This is a genomic window from Nocardia sp. No.11, assembly GCF_038752175.1.
In the GTDB taxonomy this organism is placed as follows: Bacteria; Actinomycetota; Actinomycetes; order Mycobacteriales; family Mycobacteriaceae; genus Nocardia; species Nocardia canadensis.
Map to the genome: position 1 here is coordinate 1 of NZ_JBCGFB010000124.1, position 17513 is coordinate 17513.

Annotated in this window: 15 protein-coding genes, 1 tRNA gene and 2 pseudogenes; 13 read left to right on the top strand and 5 right to left on the bottom strand. The window is 68.9% G+C overall.

Annotated features, from left to right (window positions below; translation table 11 throughout):
* From V8688_RS26450 to V8688_RS26465, 4 genes and pseudogenes are all read left to right on the top strand, one after another.
* A pseudogene (locus V8688_RS26450) lies at positions 1 to 607 on the top strand (phosphatase); the annotation flags it as partial.
* Positions 604 to 1893 (top strand): VWA domain-containing protein, encoded by a 1290-nt coding sequence (locus tag V8688_RS26455; protein WP_316575098.1) that lies wholly within the window; start codon positions 604 to 606, stop codon positions 1891 to 1893. The pseudogene V8688_RS26450 and the gene V8688_RS26455, both read left to right, overlap by 4 nt.
* A 1-nt stretch (position 1894) precedes the next feature.
* Positions 1895 to 2563 (top strand): FHA domain-containing protein, encoded by a 669-nt coding sequence (locus V8688_RS26460; RefSeq protein ID WP_316575097.1) that lies wholly within the window; start codon positions 1895 to 1897, stop codon positions 2561 to 2563.
* Between the two features lie 34 nt (positions 2564 to 2597).
* On the top strand, positions 2598 to 3452 hold the full coding sequence (locus V8688_RS26465; protein ID WP_218716143.1) for an SDR family oxidoreductase: 855 nt from the start codon (positions 2598 to 2600) through the stop codon (positions 3450 to 3452).
* Between the two features lie 213 nt (positions 3453 to 3665).
* Here V8688_RS26465 and V8688_RS26470 read toward each other — a convergent pair whose 3' ends face one another.
* Positions 3666 to 4613 carry a threonine/serine dehydratase gene (locus V8688_RS26470; RefSeq protein ID WP_342801924.1) on the bottom strand — a complete coding sequence of 316 codons (948 nt, stop codon included), beginning with the start codon at positions 4611 to 4613 and terminating at the stop codon, positions 3666 to 3668.
* 292 nt (positions 4614 to 4905) lie between these two features.
* Here V8688_RS26470 and V8688_RS26475 point away from each other — a divergent pair, with 292 nt between their 5' ends.
* The 5 genes from V8688_RS26475 to thpD all read left to right on the top strand — a co-directional run bounded on the left by V8688_RS26475 (position 4906) and on the right by thpD (position 8818).
* Complete coding sequence (locus V8688_RS26475) at positions 4906 to 5616, top strand: response regulator transcription factor (protein ID WP_218716145.1); 711 nt, start codon at positions 4906 to 4908, stop codon at positions 5614 to 5616.
* A gap of 71 nt (positions 5617 to 5687) precedes the next feature.
* The gene (gene ectA / locus V8688_RS26480) at positions 5688 to 6239 is read left to right on the top strand and encodes a diaminobutyrate acetyltransferase (protein WP_316575096.1); all 552 of its coding nucleotides are present in this window, start codon (positions 5688 to 5690) and stop codon (positions 6237 to 6239) included.
* Positions 6239 to 7507: a diaminobutyrate--2-oxoglutarate transaminase gene (ectB, locus tag V8688_RS26485; RefSeq protein WP_218716156.1), complete on the top strand. Its 1269-nt coding sequence runs from the start codon at positions 6239 to 6241 to the stop codon at positions 7505 to 7507. The genes ectA and ectB overlap by 1 nt, the downstream gene beginning before the upstream one ends.
* Positions 7504 to 7908 carry an ectoine synthase gene (locus V8688_RS26490; protein ID WP_218716146.1) on the top strand — a complete coding sequence of 135 codons (405 nt, stop codon included), beginning with the start codon at positions 7504 to 7506 and terminating at the stop codon, positions 7906 to 7908. The genes ectB and V8688_RS26490 overlap by 4 nt, the downstream gene beginning before the upstream one ends.
* On the top strand, positions 7895 to 8818 hold the full coding sequence (gene thpD, locus V8688_RS26495) for an ectoine hydroxylase (protein WP_218716147.1): 924 nt from the start codon (positions 7895 to 7897) through the stop codon (positions 8816 to 8818). The genes V8688_RS26490 and thpD overlap by 14 nt, the downstream gene beginning before the upstream one ends.
* Here thpD and V8688_RS26500 read toward each other — a convergent pair.
* Positions 8815 to 10356 carry a hypothetical protein gene (locus V8688_RS26500; protein WP_342801925.1) on the bottom strand — a complete coding sequence of 514 codons (1542 nt, stop codon included), beginning with the start codon at positions 10354 to 10356 and terminating at the stop codon, positions 8815 to 8817. The two genes, thpD and V8688_RS26500, sit on opposite strands and share 4 nt — an antisense overlap.
* Positions 10357 to 10554: 198 nt before the next feature.
* Positions 10555 to 11574 carry a hypothetical protein gene (locus V8688_RS26505; RefSeq protein ID WP_342801926.1) on the bottom strand — a complete coding sequence of 340 codons (1020 nt, stop codon included), beginning with the start codon at positions 11572 to 11574 and terminating at the stop codon, positions 10555 to 10557.
* A gap of 57 nt (positions 11575 to 11631) precedes the next feature.
* Here V8688_RS26505 and V8688_RS26510 point away from each other — a divergent pair, with 57 nt between their 5' ends.
* On the top strand, positions 11632 to 12063 hold the full coding sequence (locus tag V8688_RS26510; RefSeq protein WP_342801927.1) for a MarR family transcriptional regulator: 432 nt from the start codon (positions 11632 to 11634) through the stop codon (positions 12061 to 12063).
* Positions 12064 to 12193: 130 nt separating this feature from the next.
* Positions 12194 to 13468, top strand: coding sequence for a glycosyltransferase 87 family protein (locus V8688_RS26515; RefSeq protein ID WP_342801928.1), 1275 nt, complete (start codon positions 12194 to 12196; stop codon positions 13466 to 13468).
* A gap of 586 nt (positions 13469 to 14054) precedes the next feature.
* Here V8688_RS26515 and V8688_RS26520 read toward each other — a convergent pair.
* Positions 14055 to 14609: a hypothetical protein gene (locus V8688_RS26520; protein WP_342801929.1), complete on the bottom strand. Its 555-nt coding sequence runs from the start codon at positions 14607 to 14609 to the stop codon at positions 14055 to 14057.
* Between the two features lie 104 nt (positions 14610 to 14713).
* Here V8688_RS26520 and V8688_RS26525 point away from each other — a divergent pair, with 104 nt between their 5' ends.
* Positions 14714 to 15226 (top strand): PadR family transcriptional regulator, encoded by a 513-nt coding sequence (locus tag V8688_RS26525; protein ID WP_342801930.1) that lies wholly within the window; start codon positions 14714 to 14716, stop codon positions 15224 to 15226.
* A gap of 50 nt (positions 15227 to 15276) precedes the next feature.
* A tRNA-Leu gene (locus V8688_RS26530) sits at positions 15277 to 15361 on the top strand.
* A 685-nt stretch (positions 15362 to 16046) separates the two neighbouring features.
* Here V8688_RS26530 and V8688_RS26535 read toward each other — a convergent pair.
* Positions 16047 to 17000, bottom strand: a pseudogene (locus V8688_RS26535) (recombinase family protein); the annotation flags it as partial.
* Positions 17001 to 17513: the final 513 nt, after the last annotated feature.

Here is a 17513-nt window from a genome sequence, read left to right on the forward strand (position 1 = left end):
CGCGCTCGCCGACGGCCGCTCCGCCCGCGACGCCGTGATGGCGGGCCTGGCGACCGCGACGGCAGCGGTGCGGGGGATGTCGCGCAGCAGCGAGTACGCGCCCTCGTGCACCTACGTGTCGGCGATCGTGCGCGAAACCGTCGAGGGCACCGAGATCACCGTCGCCAATGTCGGGGACAGCCGGGCCTTCTGGCTCGCCGCGGGCGACCCGACCGCCTCGCGCAGGCTCAGCGTCGACGACTCCTGGGCCCAGGCCCTCGTCGACGCGGGCGCCCTCGACGAGGAAGCCGCCATGCACGACCCGCGCGCGCACACGCTGCTGCGCTGGCTCGGCGCCGACGGCGGGGAAGCGCCGTGGTCGGCCAACTGCCTGCAGAGCATGGTCGTCACCGAACCCGGCACGCTGCTGCTGTGCAGCGACGGTCTGTGGAATTACCTGCCCGACGCCGTCGCCCTCGCCGGGTTCACCGTCGAGACCTCACCGCAGGCCGCGGCCCGCGCGCTGGCCGACTTCGCGCTGAACAGCGGCGGCAGCGACAACATCACGGTCGCGCTGGCCCCGGTCCCCGCGCCCGCTGCCGTTCCGCACGATCCAGGAGTGTCATGAGCTCAGCCGAGACCGCAGGAATATCGATCGCCGTCGACCAGAACGAGTTCCTCGCCGAGGGCACGCGCGTGGTCGACGCCGTGCTGACGGTGGCCACCGGCCCCGAACTCGCCGCCGTCGCCACGCCGCCGCCCCGGCTGGAGATCCTGATCATCGACTGTTCGGGGTCGATGGGCAACAAGCGCAAATTCGAGAACGCGCGCACCGCCACGCGCACCGCGCTCGACGAGATCCCCGACGGCACCGCGTTCGCGATCATCGAGGGCACCGAGTCCGCGCGGATGATCTACCCGACCGGCGCCCTGTCGGCGCCGGCGGATCACGGCCATCGGGGCGCGGCCCGGCGCGCGCTGGACAAGCTGCGCCCCGACGGCGGCACCGCCATGGGTTCCTGGCTCGCGCTGGCCCGTCAGGTCGCCGCCGCGCATCCCGGCGCGCAGGCGCACGCCATCCTGCTCACCGACGGCAAGAACGAACACGAGACGCCGGAGCAGCTGGCCACCGAACTCGATCGCGCCGAAGGCCTTTTCGTCTGTGACTGCCGGGGCGTCGGCGACGACTGGATGGCCGCCGACCTGCACAAGATCTCCTCGAAGCTGTCCGGCGACGCCGACATGGTCGCCGATCCGAAGGATCTGGCCGCCGACTTCGCGAAGATGATGCAGTCCTCGGTGGCTCGGGTCATCCCGGAGCTCACCTTGAAGGTGTGGACCCCGGCGGGCGCGCGGGTGCGGATGGTCAAGCAGGTCGCGCCGGTGCTCGAGGACCTCACCGCGCGCCGTACCGACGCGGGCCCGCAGGTGGGGGAGTACCCGCTCTCGTCGTGGGCCGCCGAGGAGCGGGAATACCACGTGCAGATCGAGCTGGAACCGGCCGCGCCCGGCCGCGAGAAACTGGCCGCGCGCCTGAGCGTGCTGGCCGGTGACGAGGTGCTCGGTCAGGGGCTGGTGCGAGCGGTCTGGACCACCGACACCACCCTGTCCACCCGGATCAGCACCCGTGTCGCCCATTACACCGGGCAGGTCGAACTGGCCCAGGCCGTCCAGGAGGGGCTGGCCGCGCGCCGCAACGGCGATCTGACCACCGCGACCGCGAAACTGCGGCGCGCGGTGGAGCTGGCCGCGGCCTCCGGGCACGAGTCCACCGCCAAGCTGCTGCGCAACGTGGTGGAGGTCGACGACCGCGACGGCACGGTCAAGCTGCGCGGCCAGGTCGCCGCCGCCGACGAACTCGCGCTCGACATCCGCTCGACCAAGACCGCGCGGGTCCGGCCGGAGGGTTCCTGACATGCCCATCTGCGCGGACGGGCATCAGTCGCGCTCCCTGGACTACTGCGATGTGTGCGGCTCGGCGCTGACCGGTACCGGCGCATCGGATCCGGCCGAGCTGCGGCTGTGCCCGTCCTGCGCCACGCCGACCAGTGGCCGGTTCTGCGAGGTCTGCGGGTACGACTCGGCCCTGCCCGCGCCCGCGCGACCCGAGCCCGACCCCCGCCGCGCCGACCCGACGCTCGTGCGCGTGGACGGGCCACGCGCGGACTCACCGGCCCGGGTCTGGGTCGCGCGGGTCTTCGCCGACCGCGAGTTCTACACCAGGGTCCAGGCCCGCAAGGGGCCCGATGCCGAGCGCGTCGCGTTCCCCGACTTCTATCCGGAACGACGGATCCCGCTGCACGGCAACCAATTCCTGATCGGCAAGCGCTCGACCTCGCAGGGCATCGTGCCCGAGATCGACCTGGGTATCGCCCCGGCCGATCTCGGGGTGTCGCGCGCGCACGCGCTGATCCGGGCGGACCCGGCCGGTGGGCTCACCGTCACCGACCTCGGCTCCACCAACGGGACCAGCCTCGACGGCGCCGAGGAACCGATCCCGTCGCAGATCGCGGTCGAGCTGCGCGCGGGCAGCCGGATCCACGTCGGCGGGTGGACCACCATAGTGATCGACACGGGACCATAGACGAACCCGTTCGCCGAACCGTAGGGTCGGGACCATGACGAAGTTCGACGGGAAGACCTGCCTGATCACCGGTGCCGCCAGCGGGCTCGGCCGCGCCACCGCGTTCGCGGCCGCCGCCAAAGGCGCTGCCCTCGTGCTCACCGATATCACCGCCGACGCGCTCGCCGAGACCGCTGCCGAGCTGCGCGCGGCCGGCGCCACGGTGCCTCTCGCGCACGCCGCCGACGTCAGCGATCATTCCGCCGTGGTCGGTCTGGCCGCGCACACCTTCGAGGCGGTCAGCCGGGTCGACATCGTCATGAACGTGGCGGGCATCGCCACCTGGGGCACCGTCGACAAGCTCACCCACCAGCAGTGGCGGCGCACCGTCGACATCAATCTGATGGGCCCGATCCACGTCATCGAGGAGTTCGTGCCGCCGATGATCGCGGCGGGCCGCGGCGGTCACCTCGTCAACGTCTCCTCGGCGGCCGGGTTGTTCGGTCTGCCTTGGCACGCGCCCTACAGCGCCACCAAGTTCGGCCTGCGCGGTGTGTCGGAGGTACTGCGGTTCGACCTGCGCAGGCACAAGATCGGTGTCAGCCTGGTGCTGCCCGGCGCGATGGCGACCCCGATGGTCGACAGCGTCGACATCGCCGGTGTCGATCGCGACAACGCGGCACTGCAGAAGGCGATGCGGCTGTTCCTGCGCCACGCGGTGACCCCCGAGCAGGCCGCCACCGCCGTGGTGAAGGGCGTGGAGCGCAACCGCTACTGGGTCTACACCTCTCGCGACATCCAGCTCGCGCACTGGGGCCAGCGCTATGTCCCCTACGGCTACACCCTGGCCATGCGCGGCCTCAACTCGGCCATGTCCGGCTACGCCGCCAAGAACGCCCTGGTCCGCTGACCGGCCGCCCCGGATCGAATGATCCGGGGCGCGAACCGATGTCGCCGGGATCAGGACGCGGCGACCTCGTGCCCGGGCACGTAGGACCGGCACGATCAATTCCGTCGTCGCGGTCCGGGTCGACGAGGGCCTGGTCGCAGGTCTCGACGCCATGCGCACCCGGCCAGGCCGGCCCGGATCGAACAGGCGACGACCCTGCGCCGCTGACCTCGCTCAGCGCACCAGATCGCTGGGGTCGGTATTGGCCCCGCACAGGATGACGCAGACCCGCTCGCCGGGTTCGGGCCGGTACGCCGCGCCGGCACCACCGTCGAGCAGCGCGGCGAGCGCGGTCGCCGCGCCCCATTCGACCGCGATCCGGTGCTCGTCCCAGAGCTGCCTGCGCGCCCGCCGGATCAGCTCGTCGTCGACCAGCACCGAGCGCACGCTCTCGTGTTGCGCGGCGGCCAGCGCCATGGCCGAGACATTCGGCGCGCCCAGGGAATCGGCGGCCACCGAGTCGACGGTGACCTCGACCGGCCTGCCTGCCGCGAGCGTCGCGTCGAGCGAGCGGCAGCCCACCGGCTCGACCGCGACCGTGCGGATCCCGAGATGCTGTGCGGCGACGGCCGTTCCGGTGAACAGCCCGCCTCCACCGACGGCGACGAGCACCGTGTCGAGATCGGGCACGCGCGCGTGGATTTCGCGCAGCAACGTGCCCGCCCCCGCCGCGATGAGCGGATGGTCGTAGGCGTGCGAGGACAGCGCGCCGCTGGTCGCGGCGAACTCCTGGCACGCGGCCAGCGCCTGCTTGTATTCCGGACCGATCAGTCGTACCTCGGCGCCGTAGTCACGCAATCGCCGGATCTTGACCGGGGGAGCGGTGTCGGGCAGGAACACCGTCGCGGGCACCCCCGCTTCGCGCGCGGCCCACGCGCAGGCGAGCCCCGCGTTGCCGCCGGAGGCGATCGTCACACCGGCCGCGGGCAGCGTTCCCGCGGCCGCGTGCGCGCGCACGAAATTCTGCGCGCCCCGCGCCTTGAACGAGCCCGTGAACTGCAGGAACTCCAGTGCGAAGGTCAGCGGATCGGTGCCGGGAGCGGCCGGTGCGACGGTGATCGGGCGGACCAGTCCGTCGATCCTGGCGGCGGCGGCCTCGATGTCGTCATAGGTCGGTGTCACTCCTCGACTATGCCATCGCCACAGCACCGTCGAAGGCGCTCCGGACCCCCTGCTGACCGGGCGAATTGTTACGGCGGGTTTACGCAGCCCTGAGGCTGGGTAAATAACAGATCGGTAACGAGCTCGAAGACGGGATGGCGTGTCGGTCTGGGGACGCGAACTCCCCGAGGTGATCCGGCGCACGTCCCGGCGTGTCAGCAAAGGATGTGCACATGAGCGAGCGCAGCGAACGGTGGCCGAACGCGGCCACCCACGCGGTCATGGCCGAACCGGCCGAAAGCGAGGTCCGGGCATGAGTGCGAACCTGATGATCGTGGACGACGACGTCCAGATGCGCGGCGATCTGCGCCGTGCGATGGAAGACGAGGGATACGCCGTCGCCGAGGCGGGTGTCCCCGAGGACGCTCTCGACCAACTCCGCAGCGACGGACCGCCCGACCTGATGATCGTCGACCTCATGCGCGGGGAGACCGACGGCTTCGACTGCATCCGGGAGATCCGCCGCGACCACGACGTGCCGATCATCGTGATCAGCACCCGCTACGACACCCACGATGTCGTCGCGGCCCTCGAGGCGGGCGCCGACGATTTCGTCAGCAAACCGTTCGAGATCAAGGAGATCACCGCGCGGATGCGCGCGCTGCGCCGGCGTGCCCGGATCACCGCCGATCGCGACGTCACGCCCGAGTCCGTCCTCGACGCCGACCCGGTGGCGCCGCTGGTGCTGGCCACCGACGCGGGTGCGGTCCGCCGCGGCGACGAGGAGATCCACCTCACGGTCACCGAGTTCCGCCTGCTGTGCGAACTCGCCGAGACCCCGGGCCGGGTGCTCAGTCGTGCCGTCCTACTCGAAAGAGTCTGGGACCAGGGCTTTTTCGGCGACGAGCGGATCGTCGACGTACACGTGCGCCGGTTGCGCACCAAGATCGAACGCGACCCGTCCGACCCGCGCATCGTGGTCACGGTGCGCGGCCTGGGCTATCGGCTCGATCCGCAAGCGTAGTAAAAGACTCGTCATACAACTGCAAAGAGCTCGACACAGAGACCGCAAAGTCGGTTCGACACTGTAGAGATATGCCTTCGTCCACCGTGTCCATCGAATCCGCTTCCGCCCCTGCGGTTCTCGGTTCCGAACCGAGACTGCGCCCACCGCGGCTGGGTGACGGAGCCCAGCTGTGGCGGATCGCCCGCGACTCGCAGGTGCTCGATGTCAACTCCAGCTACGCCTACCTGCTGTGGTGTCGCGATTTCGCCGCCACCTCGCTGGTCGCCGAAAGCGACGGCCGGGCGGTGGGATTCGTCATCGGTTACGTCCGCCCGGAAGCGCCGGACACCGTGTTCGTCTGGCAGATCGCCGTCGACGCCGAGTTCCGCGGCCGCGGCCTGGCCGCCCGGATCCTGCACGCGCTGCTGGATTCGGTGGCCCCCGCCGGCATCACCACCCTGGAAACCACGATCTCACCCGGCAACACCGCCTCCCAGGCGCTGTTCGCCGCGGTGGCCCGCGAGCGCGGTGCGGGTCTACGCACCGTCGCTCTGTTCGAAACGCACGATTTCCCCGATTCACACGAGGCCGAGCAGCTGTACGTCATCGCACCCGCTCAGCGCCAGGAGGAACGACGATGATCACGACCACCGACACCAGCATCTTCGAAGCGATGGAATCGAATGTGCGTGGATACTGCCGTGACTGGCCCGCTGTCTTCGCCACCGCCGAGGGCGCATGGCTGCGCGACGAGGAAGGACGCGAGTACCTCGACTTCTTCGCCGGCGCGGGCGCGCTGAATTACGGCCACAACAACCCGGTGCTCAAGCGGGCGTTGCTGGACTACATCGCGAGCAACGGCATCACCCACGGCCTGGACATGTCCACCGTGGCCAAACGCGAGCTGCTCGAGACCATCCGCGACACGCTGCTGTCGCCGCGCGGCCTCGACTACAAGGTGCAGTTCCCCGGCCCGACCGGCGCCAATGCCGTCGAAGCCGCGCTGAAGCTGGCCCGCAAGGTGACCGGGCGCAAGACGGTGCTCAGCTTCACCAACGCCTTCCACGGCATGACCCTGGGCGCGCTGTCGGTCACCGGCAACGCCGCCAAGCGCGCCGGCGCCGGTGTGCCGCTCGAGCACGCCACGCCGATGCCCTACGACGGTTACTTCGACAACACCATCGAGGACTTCGGCTGGATGCAGCGCGTCCTCGACGACAGCTCCTCCGGTTTCGACCGCCCCGCCGCGGTGATCGTGGAGACCGTCCAGGGTGAGGGCGGGGTGAACCTGGCCCGCGCGGAATGGCTGCGGCACCTGGCCGGCCTGTGCGCCGCGCGCGACATCCTGCTGATCGTCGACGACGTGCAGATGGGCTGCGGCCGGACCGGTCCGTTCTTCTCCTTCGAGATCGCCGGCATCACCCCCGACATCGTCACGCTGTCCAAGTCGATCGGTGGCTACGGCCTGCCGATGGCGCTGGTGCTGCTCAAGCCCGAGCACGACCAGTGGGCGCCGGGTGAGCACAACGGCACCTTCCGCGGCAACAACCCCGCCTTCGTCACCGCGACGGCCGCGCTGCGCGAGTACTGGAGCGACGACAAGCTCGCCCAGCGCACCGCCGCCAACGGCGAATACGTCGGGCGCACCCTGTCCGCGATCGCCGATCGCTACGACGGCGTCACGACCCGTGGTCGCGGCATGGTGCACGGCATCGTCTTCGACGACCCGTCGCAGGCGGGCAAGGTCTGCCGCACCGCCTTCGAGCAGGGCCTGCTGGTGGAGACCTCCGGCTCGATGGACGAGGTGGTGAAACTGTTGCCGCCGTTGACACTCGGCAGCGACGAACTCGCCCGTGGCCTGTCGGTCCTGTCGTCCTCGATCGACACCGTGTGTGGAGGTGCCGCATGATCGTGCGCACCACTGCCGAGATCACCGGCACCGAACGCGACGTGGCAGGCCCCGGCTGGCGCAGCAAGCGCATCGTGCTGGCCGGGGACCGGGTCGGTTTCTCCTTCCACGAGACCACCATCGAGGCGGGCACCGTCCACGAGTTCCACTACCAGAACCATGTCGAGGCGGTCTGGCTGATCGAGGGTGAGGGCAGCCTGCTCGACCTCGACAACGAAGCCGTCTACCAGCTCGGCCCCGGGTCGATGTACCTGCTCGACGGCAACGAACGTCATCAGGTCAACGCCCGGACCCGGCTCCGGATGCTGTGTGTGTTCAACCCGCCCGTCACCGGCCGCGAGATACACGACGAGAACGGGGTGTATCCGCTCATCGTCGAGGAGGAGGATGCCCGTGTCTGATCGGCTCGACCGCTACCCGACCCGGCTGATCGAACCGGCCCCGCATATCGAACGCTCCGATCCGACAGTGTGGGGCCGGGTCTCCTCGCCCGAGCTGGCAGGTTTCGACGCCAACGGTTACGCGGTGATCCCCGACCTGCTCAGCCCCGACGAAGTCGCCGCGTTCGGCGCGGAGATCGGCCACCTCGCCGCCGATCCCGTGCTCTACGGCGACGACCGGGTGGTGGTGGAGCCGGTGGCCGGACAGGTGCGTTCGGTGTTCCAGGTGCACCGGCTCAGCAAGCCGATCGCGGAGCTGGTGGCCGAGTCGCGGATCGTCGGGCTCGCCGAGCAGATCCTCGGCTCGGCGGTGTACCTGCATCAGACCCGGGTCAACTACATGCCCGGGTTCGGTGGCAGCGGGTTCGCCTGGCACTCCGATTTCGAGACCTGGCACGCCGAGGACGGCATGCCCGCCCCGCGAGCAGTGAGCCTGTCGATCGCGCTGACCGACAACTACCCGTTCAACGGCAGCCTGATGCTCATGCCCGGCTCGCACCGCACCTTCGTGCCGTGCCTGGGGGAGACGCCCGAGGGGCACTACCGGGAATCGTTGCAGGAGCAGCGGATCGGTGTGCCGACCAACGACGACATCACCTTCCTCGCCGCCCGCTACGGCATCACGCAGTTCACCGGGCGGGCCGGGTCGGCCCTGCTGTTCGATTCGAACCTGATGCACGGTTCGTCGAACAACATCACGCCGTTCCCACGCTCGAACATCTTCCTGGTGTTCAACAGCGTGGACAACGCGCTCGACGAGCCGTACGCGGCGCCGCGGCACCGGCCCGCGCACATCGCGTCCCGCGAGGTGGCTCCGGTGCGCGAGGCGGGTCCGGACGTGGTGTCGGTGCTGGCGGACCAGGCGCGTTAGCGCGGAAGTTCGGTGAGGGAGGCCGCGGCCCGCGGATCGTCGTGGGCCGCGGCCTTCCACCAGTGTTCGGCCCCGGCGCGATCACCGTCGCGCAGCAGCAGCACCCCCAGGTCGTAGGCGGCGGCACTGTGCCCGGCCTCGGCGGCCTGCGTCAGCAGTGTGCGCGCCGAATCGTGTTCGCCGCGTTCGTTCATCGCGGTCCCCAGGTCATAGAGCGCACGACCGATGCTCTGCCCGCCCGAGGTCTGCGGCGCGCGCAGGGTCGGCGCCGCGATCACCGGTGTCGACTCGACGTCCCGATCCGGTCGGATCTCCGGCGGCGGGGGAGCCGGGTGGCCCGCTGACCGGAAGTCGCGCGCTGCCGACATCGGCGGTTCGGACGGCAGGACGGTCGGTGGATCGGCCGCCGGTCGCATGCCGGTCGCCGGTGGCAGGACCGCCGAGGCGGGAACGACCTCGTCCGCTGCCGCCGATGCCGGTTCCTGTGGACCTGAGATCGGTTGCCGGGGAGGCGCAGCCAGCTGAGCGAAGGCCGCTGCCAGCGAACTGGTCGACGGCCTCGTGATCGCTTCCGAAGGTTCAGCTGTCGGCACCGCAACCGCCACTGGGGGCCCCATGGTCGGGAATGCGGTGGGCGCAGGAGGCTCAGGTGTCGGCATCGCAGCTGCTGACGGAGGCATCGCAAACGGGAATGCGGTGGGTGCCAACGCTTCGGGCGTCGGCGTCGCGACAGCTGCTGGGGGCCTGGTAGTCGGGACCGTGGCCGATGCCGGCGGTTCAGCTGTCGGCTCCGCGCCGGTTGCCGGTGGCCTGGCGTTCGGATTTGCCGACAGTGTCGGCAACGCGGAAGCCGGGGGTTCAGTTCGCGAGAACACCGACGGCGCCAGGGGATCGGCTGTTGGGAGGGCCGCCGCCAGCATCGCGGCCGTGATGGCGGGAGTCGGCGGCATGGTGACGGGCGCGAACGGGGTGTGTGCCGTGGCGGCCCGGATCGACGGCGGCGCGAGGGCGGAGGCCGGTGCCACGAACGGCGCGGGGTCCGGCGCCGGGAAGGTGGTCAGCTCCACCACGAGCTCGTTGAAATCCGGTGTGCCGGGCCCGGTGCTGCACCACAGCGTGGACGCGCCGCCCGGGAACAGATCGATGACCATGCCGTAGTTGCCGGTCCAGGACTGCTGGCTCCCCGACCCGGCCACCCAGACCGGGGTGAGTGTGAACAGCGGCTCGGGCCCGTCCACGGTGACCGTGATGTCGACGCCGTCGGCGAGCGCGTCGTACCAGATGTCGACGCCCTGCAACGATTTCCCGTTCAGGTGCACATACCCGCCCTGCACGGTCAGGCCGAGGCCGAGCCCGGTCACCTCGGGCGGCGCCAGCACCGAGACCGCACGCAACCGCACCGCCGTCGTTCCGGCCGGCAACGCCTCGGCGTACATCGGATATACCTCGGCGCCGCACCAGTCGATCGGGTCGGCGCTGGTGTAGCGCTGTTCGAGGGGAATCGGGTCGCCGAAAGGTCGCGCGCCGGGATGATTCATCGGTGCAGCCCACCCTTTCCGCGTTCGACCCCCATGCGGCGCCTGACGCTGGCCGCGGTTGCGCGCTACACCGTACTCGCGTCTACGAGATACCGCGACCCTTTCCGCGCAACGTCCCGGCGAACTCGCTGACCTGCGTCCGGAGTCGGATCCGAAGTCTCGGCAACGATTTTCGCCGGGGCGTGCCCGGCCTGCGGGTCACACAGCGACCGATTCGCCGATCTCCTCCTCGATCGCCGCGGGCGTGACCGGCTTCGGCGCGATGCGCGCCTCGTGGCGGCCCGCGACCACGACGAGCACGACGCCGACGGCGAGCCACGCGAACAGACCGAGCAAACGCGCCCCGAACCCGGCGGCGGCGTCGAAGTACAGCAGCGTGCGGAGGCCCTCGACGAAGTCGGCGCCGTTCCAGAACGAGTGCAGCGCACCGAAGAACCCGTTCTGCAGCTGCGGTCCGTAGACGCCGCCGGAGGTGGTGAAGTTCAGCATCACGAACAGGGCGATGAGCGCGAGCGTCGTCCAGCGCTTCAGGAAGGTGTGCAACCCGATCCCGATCAGGATGATCCCCGCGCTGTAGAGCCAGGCGACCCCGAACACCGCCGCGTAGTCGTGGTCGACGACCCCGAACACCGGGCCCGCGACGAGAATCCCGATCAGGCTCACCACGAACGCCGTCACCACACCGATCGCGGCGCGCACCCGCATCCGCAGCATCGCGCCCGCCGCCCCGATCACCGCGACACTGCCGTAGGCGCCCACGCTCAACGCGACCAGCAGGAAGAACAGGCCCTGCCCGGTCGGATCGCCGTCGGCCTTCGCGGTCACATCGGTGACGACCAGCGGCACGCCCTGATGATCGGACACCCGCCGGAATGCCACCTCGGCGGCCATCGCGGTGGTGTCGGAGCCTGCCGTGGCGACGAGCAGTTCCGGACGCCGCTCGTCGGGCACGTAGGCGCCGGTGAGGTCGCGATTGCCCAGCGCCTCGATCGCCGCGTCCCGGGTGGGCACGGTGATGATGTCGACGCCGTCACCCGCCTTGTCCTTCATCGTCTGCGCCAGCACCATCGCCTGCGGTGACTCGCCGACCACGGCCAGTTCGAGATGGTTCGGCGTCGGCTGGTGGAACGCGCCGAGATACGCGAACGCCATACCGAGGCACATCAGCAACGGAGTCAGCAGATGTCCGGCGACATGCCGGAGCTGGGTGGTGGTCATCGACGGAGATCTCCAAACAGTTGGTAAATGCAACTATGATTGTTGTAGCATACAACTATGAATGCGCCCGACACAAGAACCGCCGCCGTGGACGCCATCCAGCGCGAGCTCACCGCCTTCGCCCGCCGCGCGCGTGGCCGCGCCGCCGAGCTGCACCCCGAACTGAGTCTGGTCGCCTACAGCATCCTCGATCTGATCCTGGAGCGTGGCGGGTGTCAGGCCACCGATCTGGCCGAACAGTTCCTGCTCGACAAGTCGACCGTCAGCAGGCAGGTCGGCGCGCTCGAGCGGCTCGGCTACCTCACCCGCGAGGTCGACTCCGGCAACCGGCGCAATCACCTCCTGCACGCCACCGAGTCCGGCCGGATCGTCGCGCGCGAGGCCGAGCGCCGCCGCCGCGAGGCCTTCACCGAGCGTTTCGCCGACTGGACCGACGCGGACGTCACGGCCCTGGCGACCCTGCTCACCCGCTACAACCGGGGCGACTGAACGCACCCCGCCGTCGGCGCCGGAATCGCTCCGACCAGCCCGATCGGGCATCCCGCTGGCTATTGCGCGGGTCACCACCGCCGACGGGCGATGGCGCGGTGCGGCCCGCGAGTCGGTATAGTCGCCGCGGATGAGTAGTGACACCACCCACCCTGCGCAGCAGCCTTCCCCACGCCCGATCAATCGAGCATGGTGGCTGGTGCCGGTGTTGCTCACCGTGGTCTCGATCGCGTGCGTGCGCATACCACTCTGGCCGTTCGAGCAGTACTCCGGCGGTTTCATCGACTTGCAGGTGTACCGCCTCGGCATCGAGGCCATGCGCGACGGCGCCGACATGTACGGCCAGCTGCCCAAGACCTCCATCGGGATCGGTCTGCCGTTCATCTACCCACCGTTCGCCGCCATCGCGCTCGCGCCCTTCGCGCTGCTGCCCTGGGGCGCGGCGAAGATCCTCTATGTGGTGGCCTCGGTCGCCGCGCTCGGCTGGACGCTGTTCCTCGTCGCCCGCCGCTACCACCGCGACAACCGTCAGGCCGCGCTGCTGGTGACCGCGTGCGCGCTGCCCGCCGCGATGCTGCTGGAACCGGTGCGCTCGACGATCGACTTCGGTCAGGTCAACTTGCTGCTGATGGTGCTCGTCGCCACCGACTGCCTGTTGCCCAAGACCCGCTATCCGCGCGGCATGCTGATCGGCCTGGCCGCCGCCATCAAGCTGACGCCCGCCGCGTTCGTGCTGTTCTTCCTGGTCCGCAAGGACTACAAGGCCGCGGCCACCGCCGCCGCCACCGGCGCCGTCGCCACCATCGCCTCGTTCGCGCTGCTGCCCGGTGAATCCACCCGCTACTGGTTCGGCGGCCTCGGCAACGTCTCTGGCCTGAGCGGCTCGGCGTTCCACACCAACCAGTCCATCCAGGCCGTGCTGGCTCGCCTGCACGTCACCGGGCTGCCGTTCGACGCGCTCTGGCTGGTCCTGGGTGGCCTGCTGCTGGTCCTCGTCGTCGCCGCCATGCGCAAGGCCGCCGACGCCCCCGCGATCGCGCTGGCCCTCAACGCGGTTTTCACACTGCTGCTCTCGCCGATCTCGTGGTCGCACCACTGGGTGTGGATCGCGCCCGCGTTGCTGGCCATCGTCTGCCACGCGCGCACTCTGCCGATCGCCAGCGCAGGCGGCTGGTACGCCACGGCCGTCGTGGTGGCCGCGGTGTTCGTCATCGCGCCGCACAGCTTCCTGCCCGACGGCGAACACCGCGAGACCTCGTGGGCGTGGTGGCAGCACGTCGTCGGTGACACCTATGTGTGGCTTGCGGTCGGCCTCGTCGTGCTGTTCCTGGTCACCGGCCGTCACACCGCCGCCACGAAGGCGACGGAGCCCACCGTCGTCGAGGAACCCGCGCGCGCCCGCTGAGTCGCGCGAAGGCCGTGGAGGTCCGGGTCGCCCAGCATTCTGCCGCGGCACCCGGCGGACCTGTCCCGCCGCCTGGGGTCGTCCGATCGGCGCCTGGGCCCGTGCGCAGATCGTCGTCATGCGTCTTGAACCGGGCACCCGCGCCCTGTGCGAGGTCGTCGGCGAACCCATGGCAACCGCCGACGACGCCACCACGATGTTCGAATCCATCGCCGGCGTCCGCCGGTGCTACGACCTCGGCGCGGGTCACCACCTCCTCGGCGTCGTTTCTCGACCCGGCCGACGGCACCGACACGGCCCCGGCTTCTTCACGTCGCGCCGCGCCGTCCTGTTCGACCCGGCCGACTCCGTCGCCCTCCGAGTCGCCGCAGCGCCGTGGACGGACCGCCTCCCCGCGGTCACGGCCGCACCGGTCGATCCCACGCCGGGAACCGGCTTGCCGGCCCGCCCCGACGGCATCGTCGCCTGGGCCACCGAAACTCCGCCCGCCGCCCTCATCCGCTGGCTCCGCCGACGGCGTGAGGCCCGGACGTCCGCCGACGTCCGAGCCCCACGTGGAAACCATTGCCAGACAGCCCTGATCGGCTCACACGGCGTCGAACGCGGCCGCCTTGGCCTGGATGTAGGCGACGTAGCGCACGGTGAACACCATCGGCACCGCGAACGTCAGCGCGTGCGCGAGTGTGCGGGGCCAGGTGTCGGCGTGCGCGAGCAGCGCCAGCAGCACCGCACCGACCGCGAAGCTCGCCGTCCACACCGCGGTCAGCACATACCCGGTCCGCACGAACAGCGGCTCCTCCCAGACCTCCTGCGGGGTGGTCTGTTTCGCGATCCCGAGGGTGAACGGCATCCCGACCGCGAGCGAGACACCAGCGATCAGTGCCAGCGCGGTGTGCGAGAGCGCGGGGGAGTAGGCGTGCAGTCCGGTGTCGGGGTCGCCGAACGCCAGCACGGTCAGCCCCACGAAGAACGCCAGCGTCCCGACCTCGATGATCAGCGCGTCGAACCCGGCCCCGCTCCGCCTGCGGCCCACCACCTCGGCGAGCGCCAGGGCTGCGGCGACGAGCGCCGCCCACGCCCAGTACTGGCCGGGAACGAGCGCGTAGACGATCCACGGGGCGAAGGTGCGCAGGTAGGACATGGTGGCTCCCTGAGTACGCGGTAGACGCGACATTCCAATTCAGACAGGTCGAAATTAGATGTTCTTGTTCAGACATGTCAAGAGTGGAAGGTAAGATGATGGACATGAGCCTCCGTCACGCCCTGCTCGGCCTGCTCGCCGACCGCCCCGCCAGCGGCTACGACCTGATCCACCGCTTCAAGGAATCCCTCGCCAACGTCTGGCCCGCCACTCAGAGTCAGATCTACACCGAACTCACCAAGCTCGCCGACGCCGGAGAGATCACCGTCTCCGACGAGGGCCCCCGCGGCCGCAAGGAATACACGATCACCCCCGCCGGCCTCGCCGACCTCCGCCACTGGCTCACCGAGGTCGCCCCCAAACCGATCACCCGCAACGAAACCCTCCTGCGCGTCTTCTTCCTCGACGCCCTCACCCCCGCCGAAGCGATCACCTACCTCACCACCCTCGAGTCCCGCTCCGCCGCCGCCCTCGCCGAACTCCTCACCCTGGAATCCGCCATCGACTGGACCGCCAACCCCTTCTCCACCAACGGCCACATCGCCCTCGAGTGGGGCAAGCGCTTCTACCGCATGAACCGGGAGTGGGCCGAGTGGGCAAAACAGCAGGTCACCTAGGCGATTTGGTTTCCGACACCGCGTCGGATAATCTTTTGGCACACCAGCAAGTCCGGGTGGCGGAATGGCAGACGCGCTAGCTTGAGGTGCTAGTGCCCGTATTAGGGCGTGGGGGTTCAAGTCCCCCTCCGGACACAGTAAGTACGCCAACACTGGGTTGAGGATTGAACCCAGCTGTGACTACAGAATTCTCGTGATCATAGGTCAGTTCCAATCCAAGTTCTCGGTAGACCTCAAGCTTGTCCCCGGGTTCGGCAGCCCGTAGCACCGCTAGCATCCCACCCAGCTCGTCCACGATTCGGCGGATCTCCGCCCGGCTGAGTGGCGAGACAGCGACTGGGGCGGGTGTCGTAGCCAGCTGGGAAGCCAGATGCGTTCGCTCGCGATACACCTCGCTACTCCACGCAGCTACCATCGCCGGGTCGGCCCCGGCTTCTAGGGCGGCGCGGTGGCGCGCCAGTCTCCGGTCGCATTCGGCGATGGCTTGGCGCAGCGGGTGCGTTGCAACCCCGGGAGCTGGTTGTGCGATCTCGAGCTGCGTTAGGGTGTGTTCGACGCGTTCGGGGGCGAAGATCTCGGCGAGCCACTTTTCCAGGGGGCCAATGAGGAGGTGCTCCTTTAGGAAGACGTTCGTCGGGTGTTCGAGACGATTCGCGACAGCGTATTCGCGGGGATAGCGGCAGCGGTAGACCGCCGCGTCGTGAAACCAGTTGCCCTGCATCTTGCGCCCGCAACTGTGGTGTGTGATGAGTCCCTTGAACGCGTATGGGTGGGTCCTACGGGTCAGCGGACGTGACGATCGGGGACTTCGCGAGGCGAAGCGCGCCTGTACCTGATCGAAGGTCGCTTTGCTGATGATCGCGTCGTGAACGGGCTGCTCGGAGTACACCCACTCGGATTTGGGGTTCCATGACAGCCGGGTGTGGTGACCGAGTGCCACGTCCTCCACATCGATCAGCGACTCCTGCTTGCGCTGCTTGTTCCACACCTCGTAGCCGGTGTAGCGAGGATTGCCCAAGATCGACCGAACCGCACTCTTGGACCAGGCGACGCCAGACCGATGAGAGTTTCGTGCTCGGTCGTAAGCGGAGGGGCAGGGGATCCCGTCAGCAGTCAGTCGCTGTGCGATGACGAAGATGCCTAACCCGGACAAATAGTCCTTATAGATTCGCTCCACGACCGGAGCGGTCCGAGGATCCACTTCAAGGCGGTGGAGGCGGCGCCCCTCTGCGGCCTTGCCTGGGTTCGGGTGCGGTCCGGCGTCTGCCAAGCGGTACCCGTAGGGCGGACGCCCGCCGAGATAGCGGCCTTCGACCCGAGCTTGGGCAGTCATCGCGGCACGGACCCGGATCTTGATCCGGTTACGTTCGCCTTTGGACATGCCACCGAAGACCGACATGATCAGGTCATGGGCCTCGGATTCCGGATCGATCGGACCCCCGACTTCAGGTACCCACAACTCGATTCCGTAGTGGATGAATACCGGGAAGGTGAGCCCGAATTGGTTGCCGTAGAAGGCGCGCTGCGGTTCCCCGATCACGACCGCATCGAACCCTCTGTCGGTAATTTTGAGGCACTCGAGTAGTTCGGACGCTTTGGGGCGACGCTTCCAGGGAATGGAGCGTGACTGGCCGACATCGAAGTACTCCGCGACGATCTTCCCGTGAGGTTCGATCAAGGTTCTGGCCCGAGTGATCTGCCAGTTCCGCGAAGCTGTGGGGTCTTGTTGATCCTCGGTGGACACGCGGCCAAGGAATGCGAAACGCTTTGTCATGCTGCTCGCTTCATCGTGTTGTCATCGCTGTCGGAATTGCATTCGTCCCGAAGGTCGACTTCGGACGCGACGTTGCGGATTAGTCGCACTAGCAGCTGCGCGACAGCCGTGGACAGTATGGGAGCGTCGGCCGGTACCGCTACAGTGAGCGTTCCGTCCTCCGCGATGTAGTCCTTTAACCGGTTGCCCCCTGCCGTATTCCCCTGCGAGGGTGACGCATTCATTCCGTGGCCACATGGCACAGTGGTCGCACCACGTTGTGAGTGCAGCGGTGTGACGTTCGCTGGTTTCTTGTTCATGAGGTTGTTGCGGTCCTTTTTCATTCGGGCTTATCTGCACTTGGGCTGCGCCCGACCGGATGACGGGCGGGTGGTGGTCGTTGTGGGTTGCGGGCATGCGTCGGTGACCCAGGCAGCCGATCACGGGTCTATGAACGCTCCGTAGCGGGCAGGTCGTCAAATTCATTCTCTGAGGTTCCCCCGTTTTCACGGAGAGCTCCAACCCGTGGTCCGA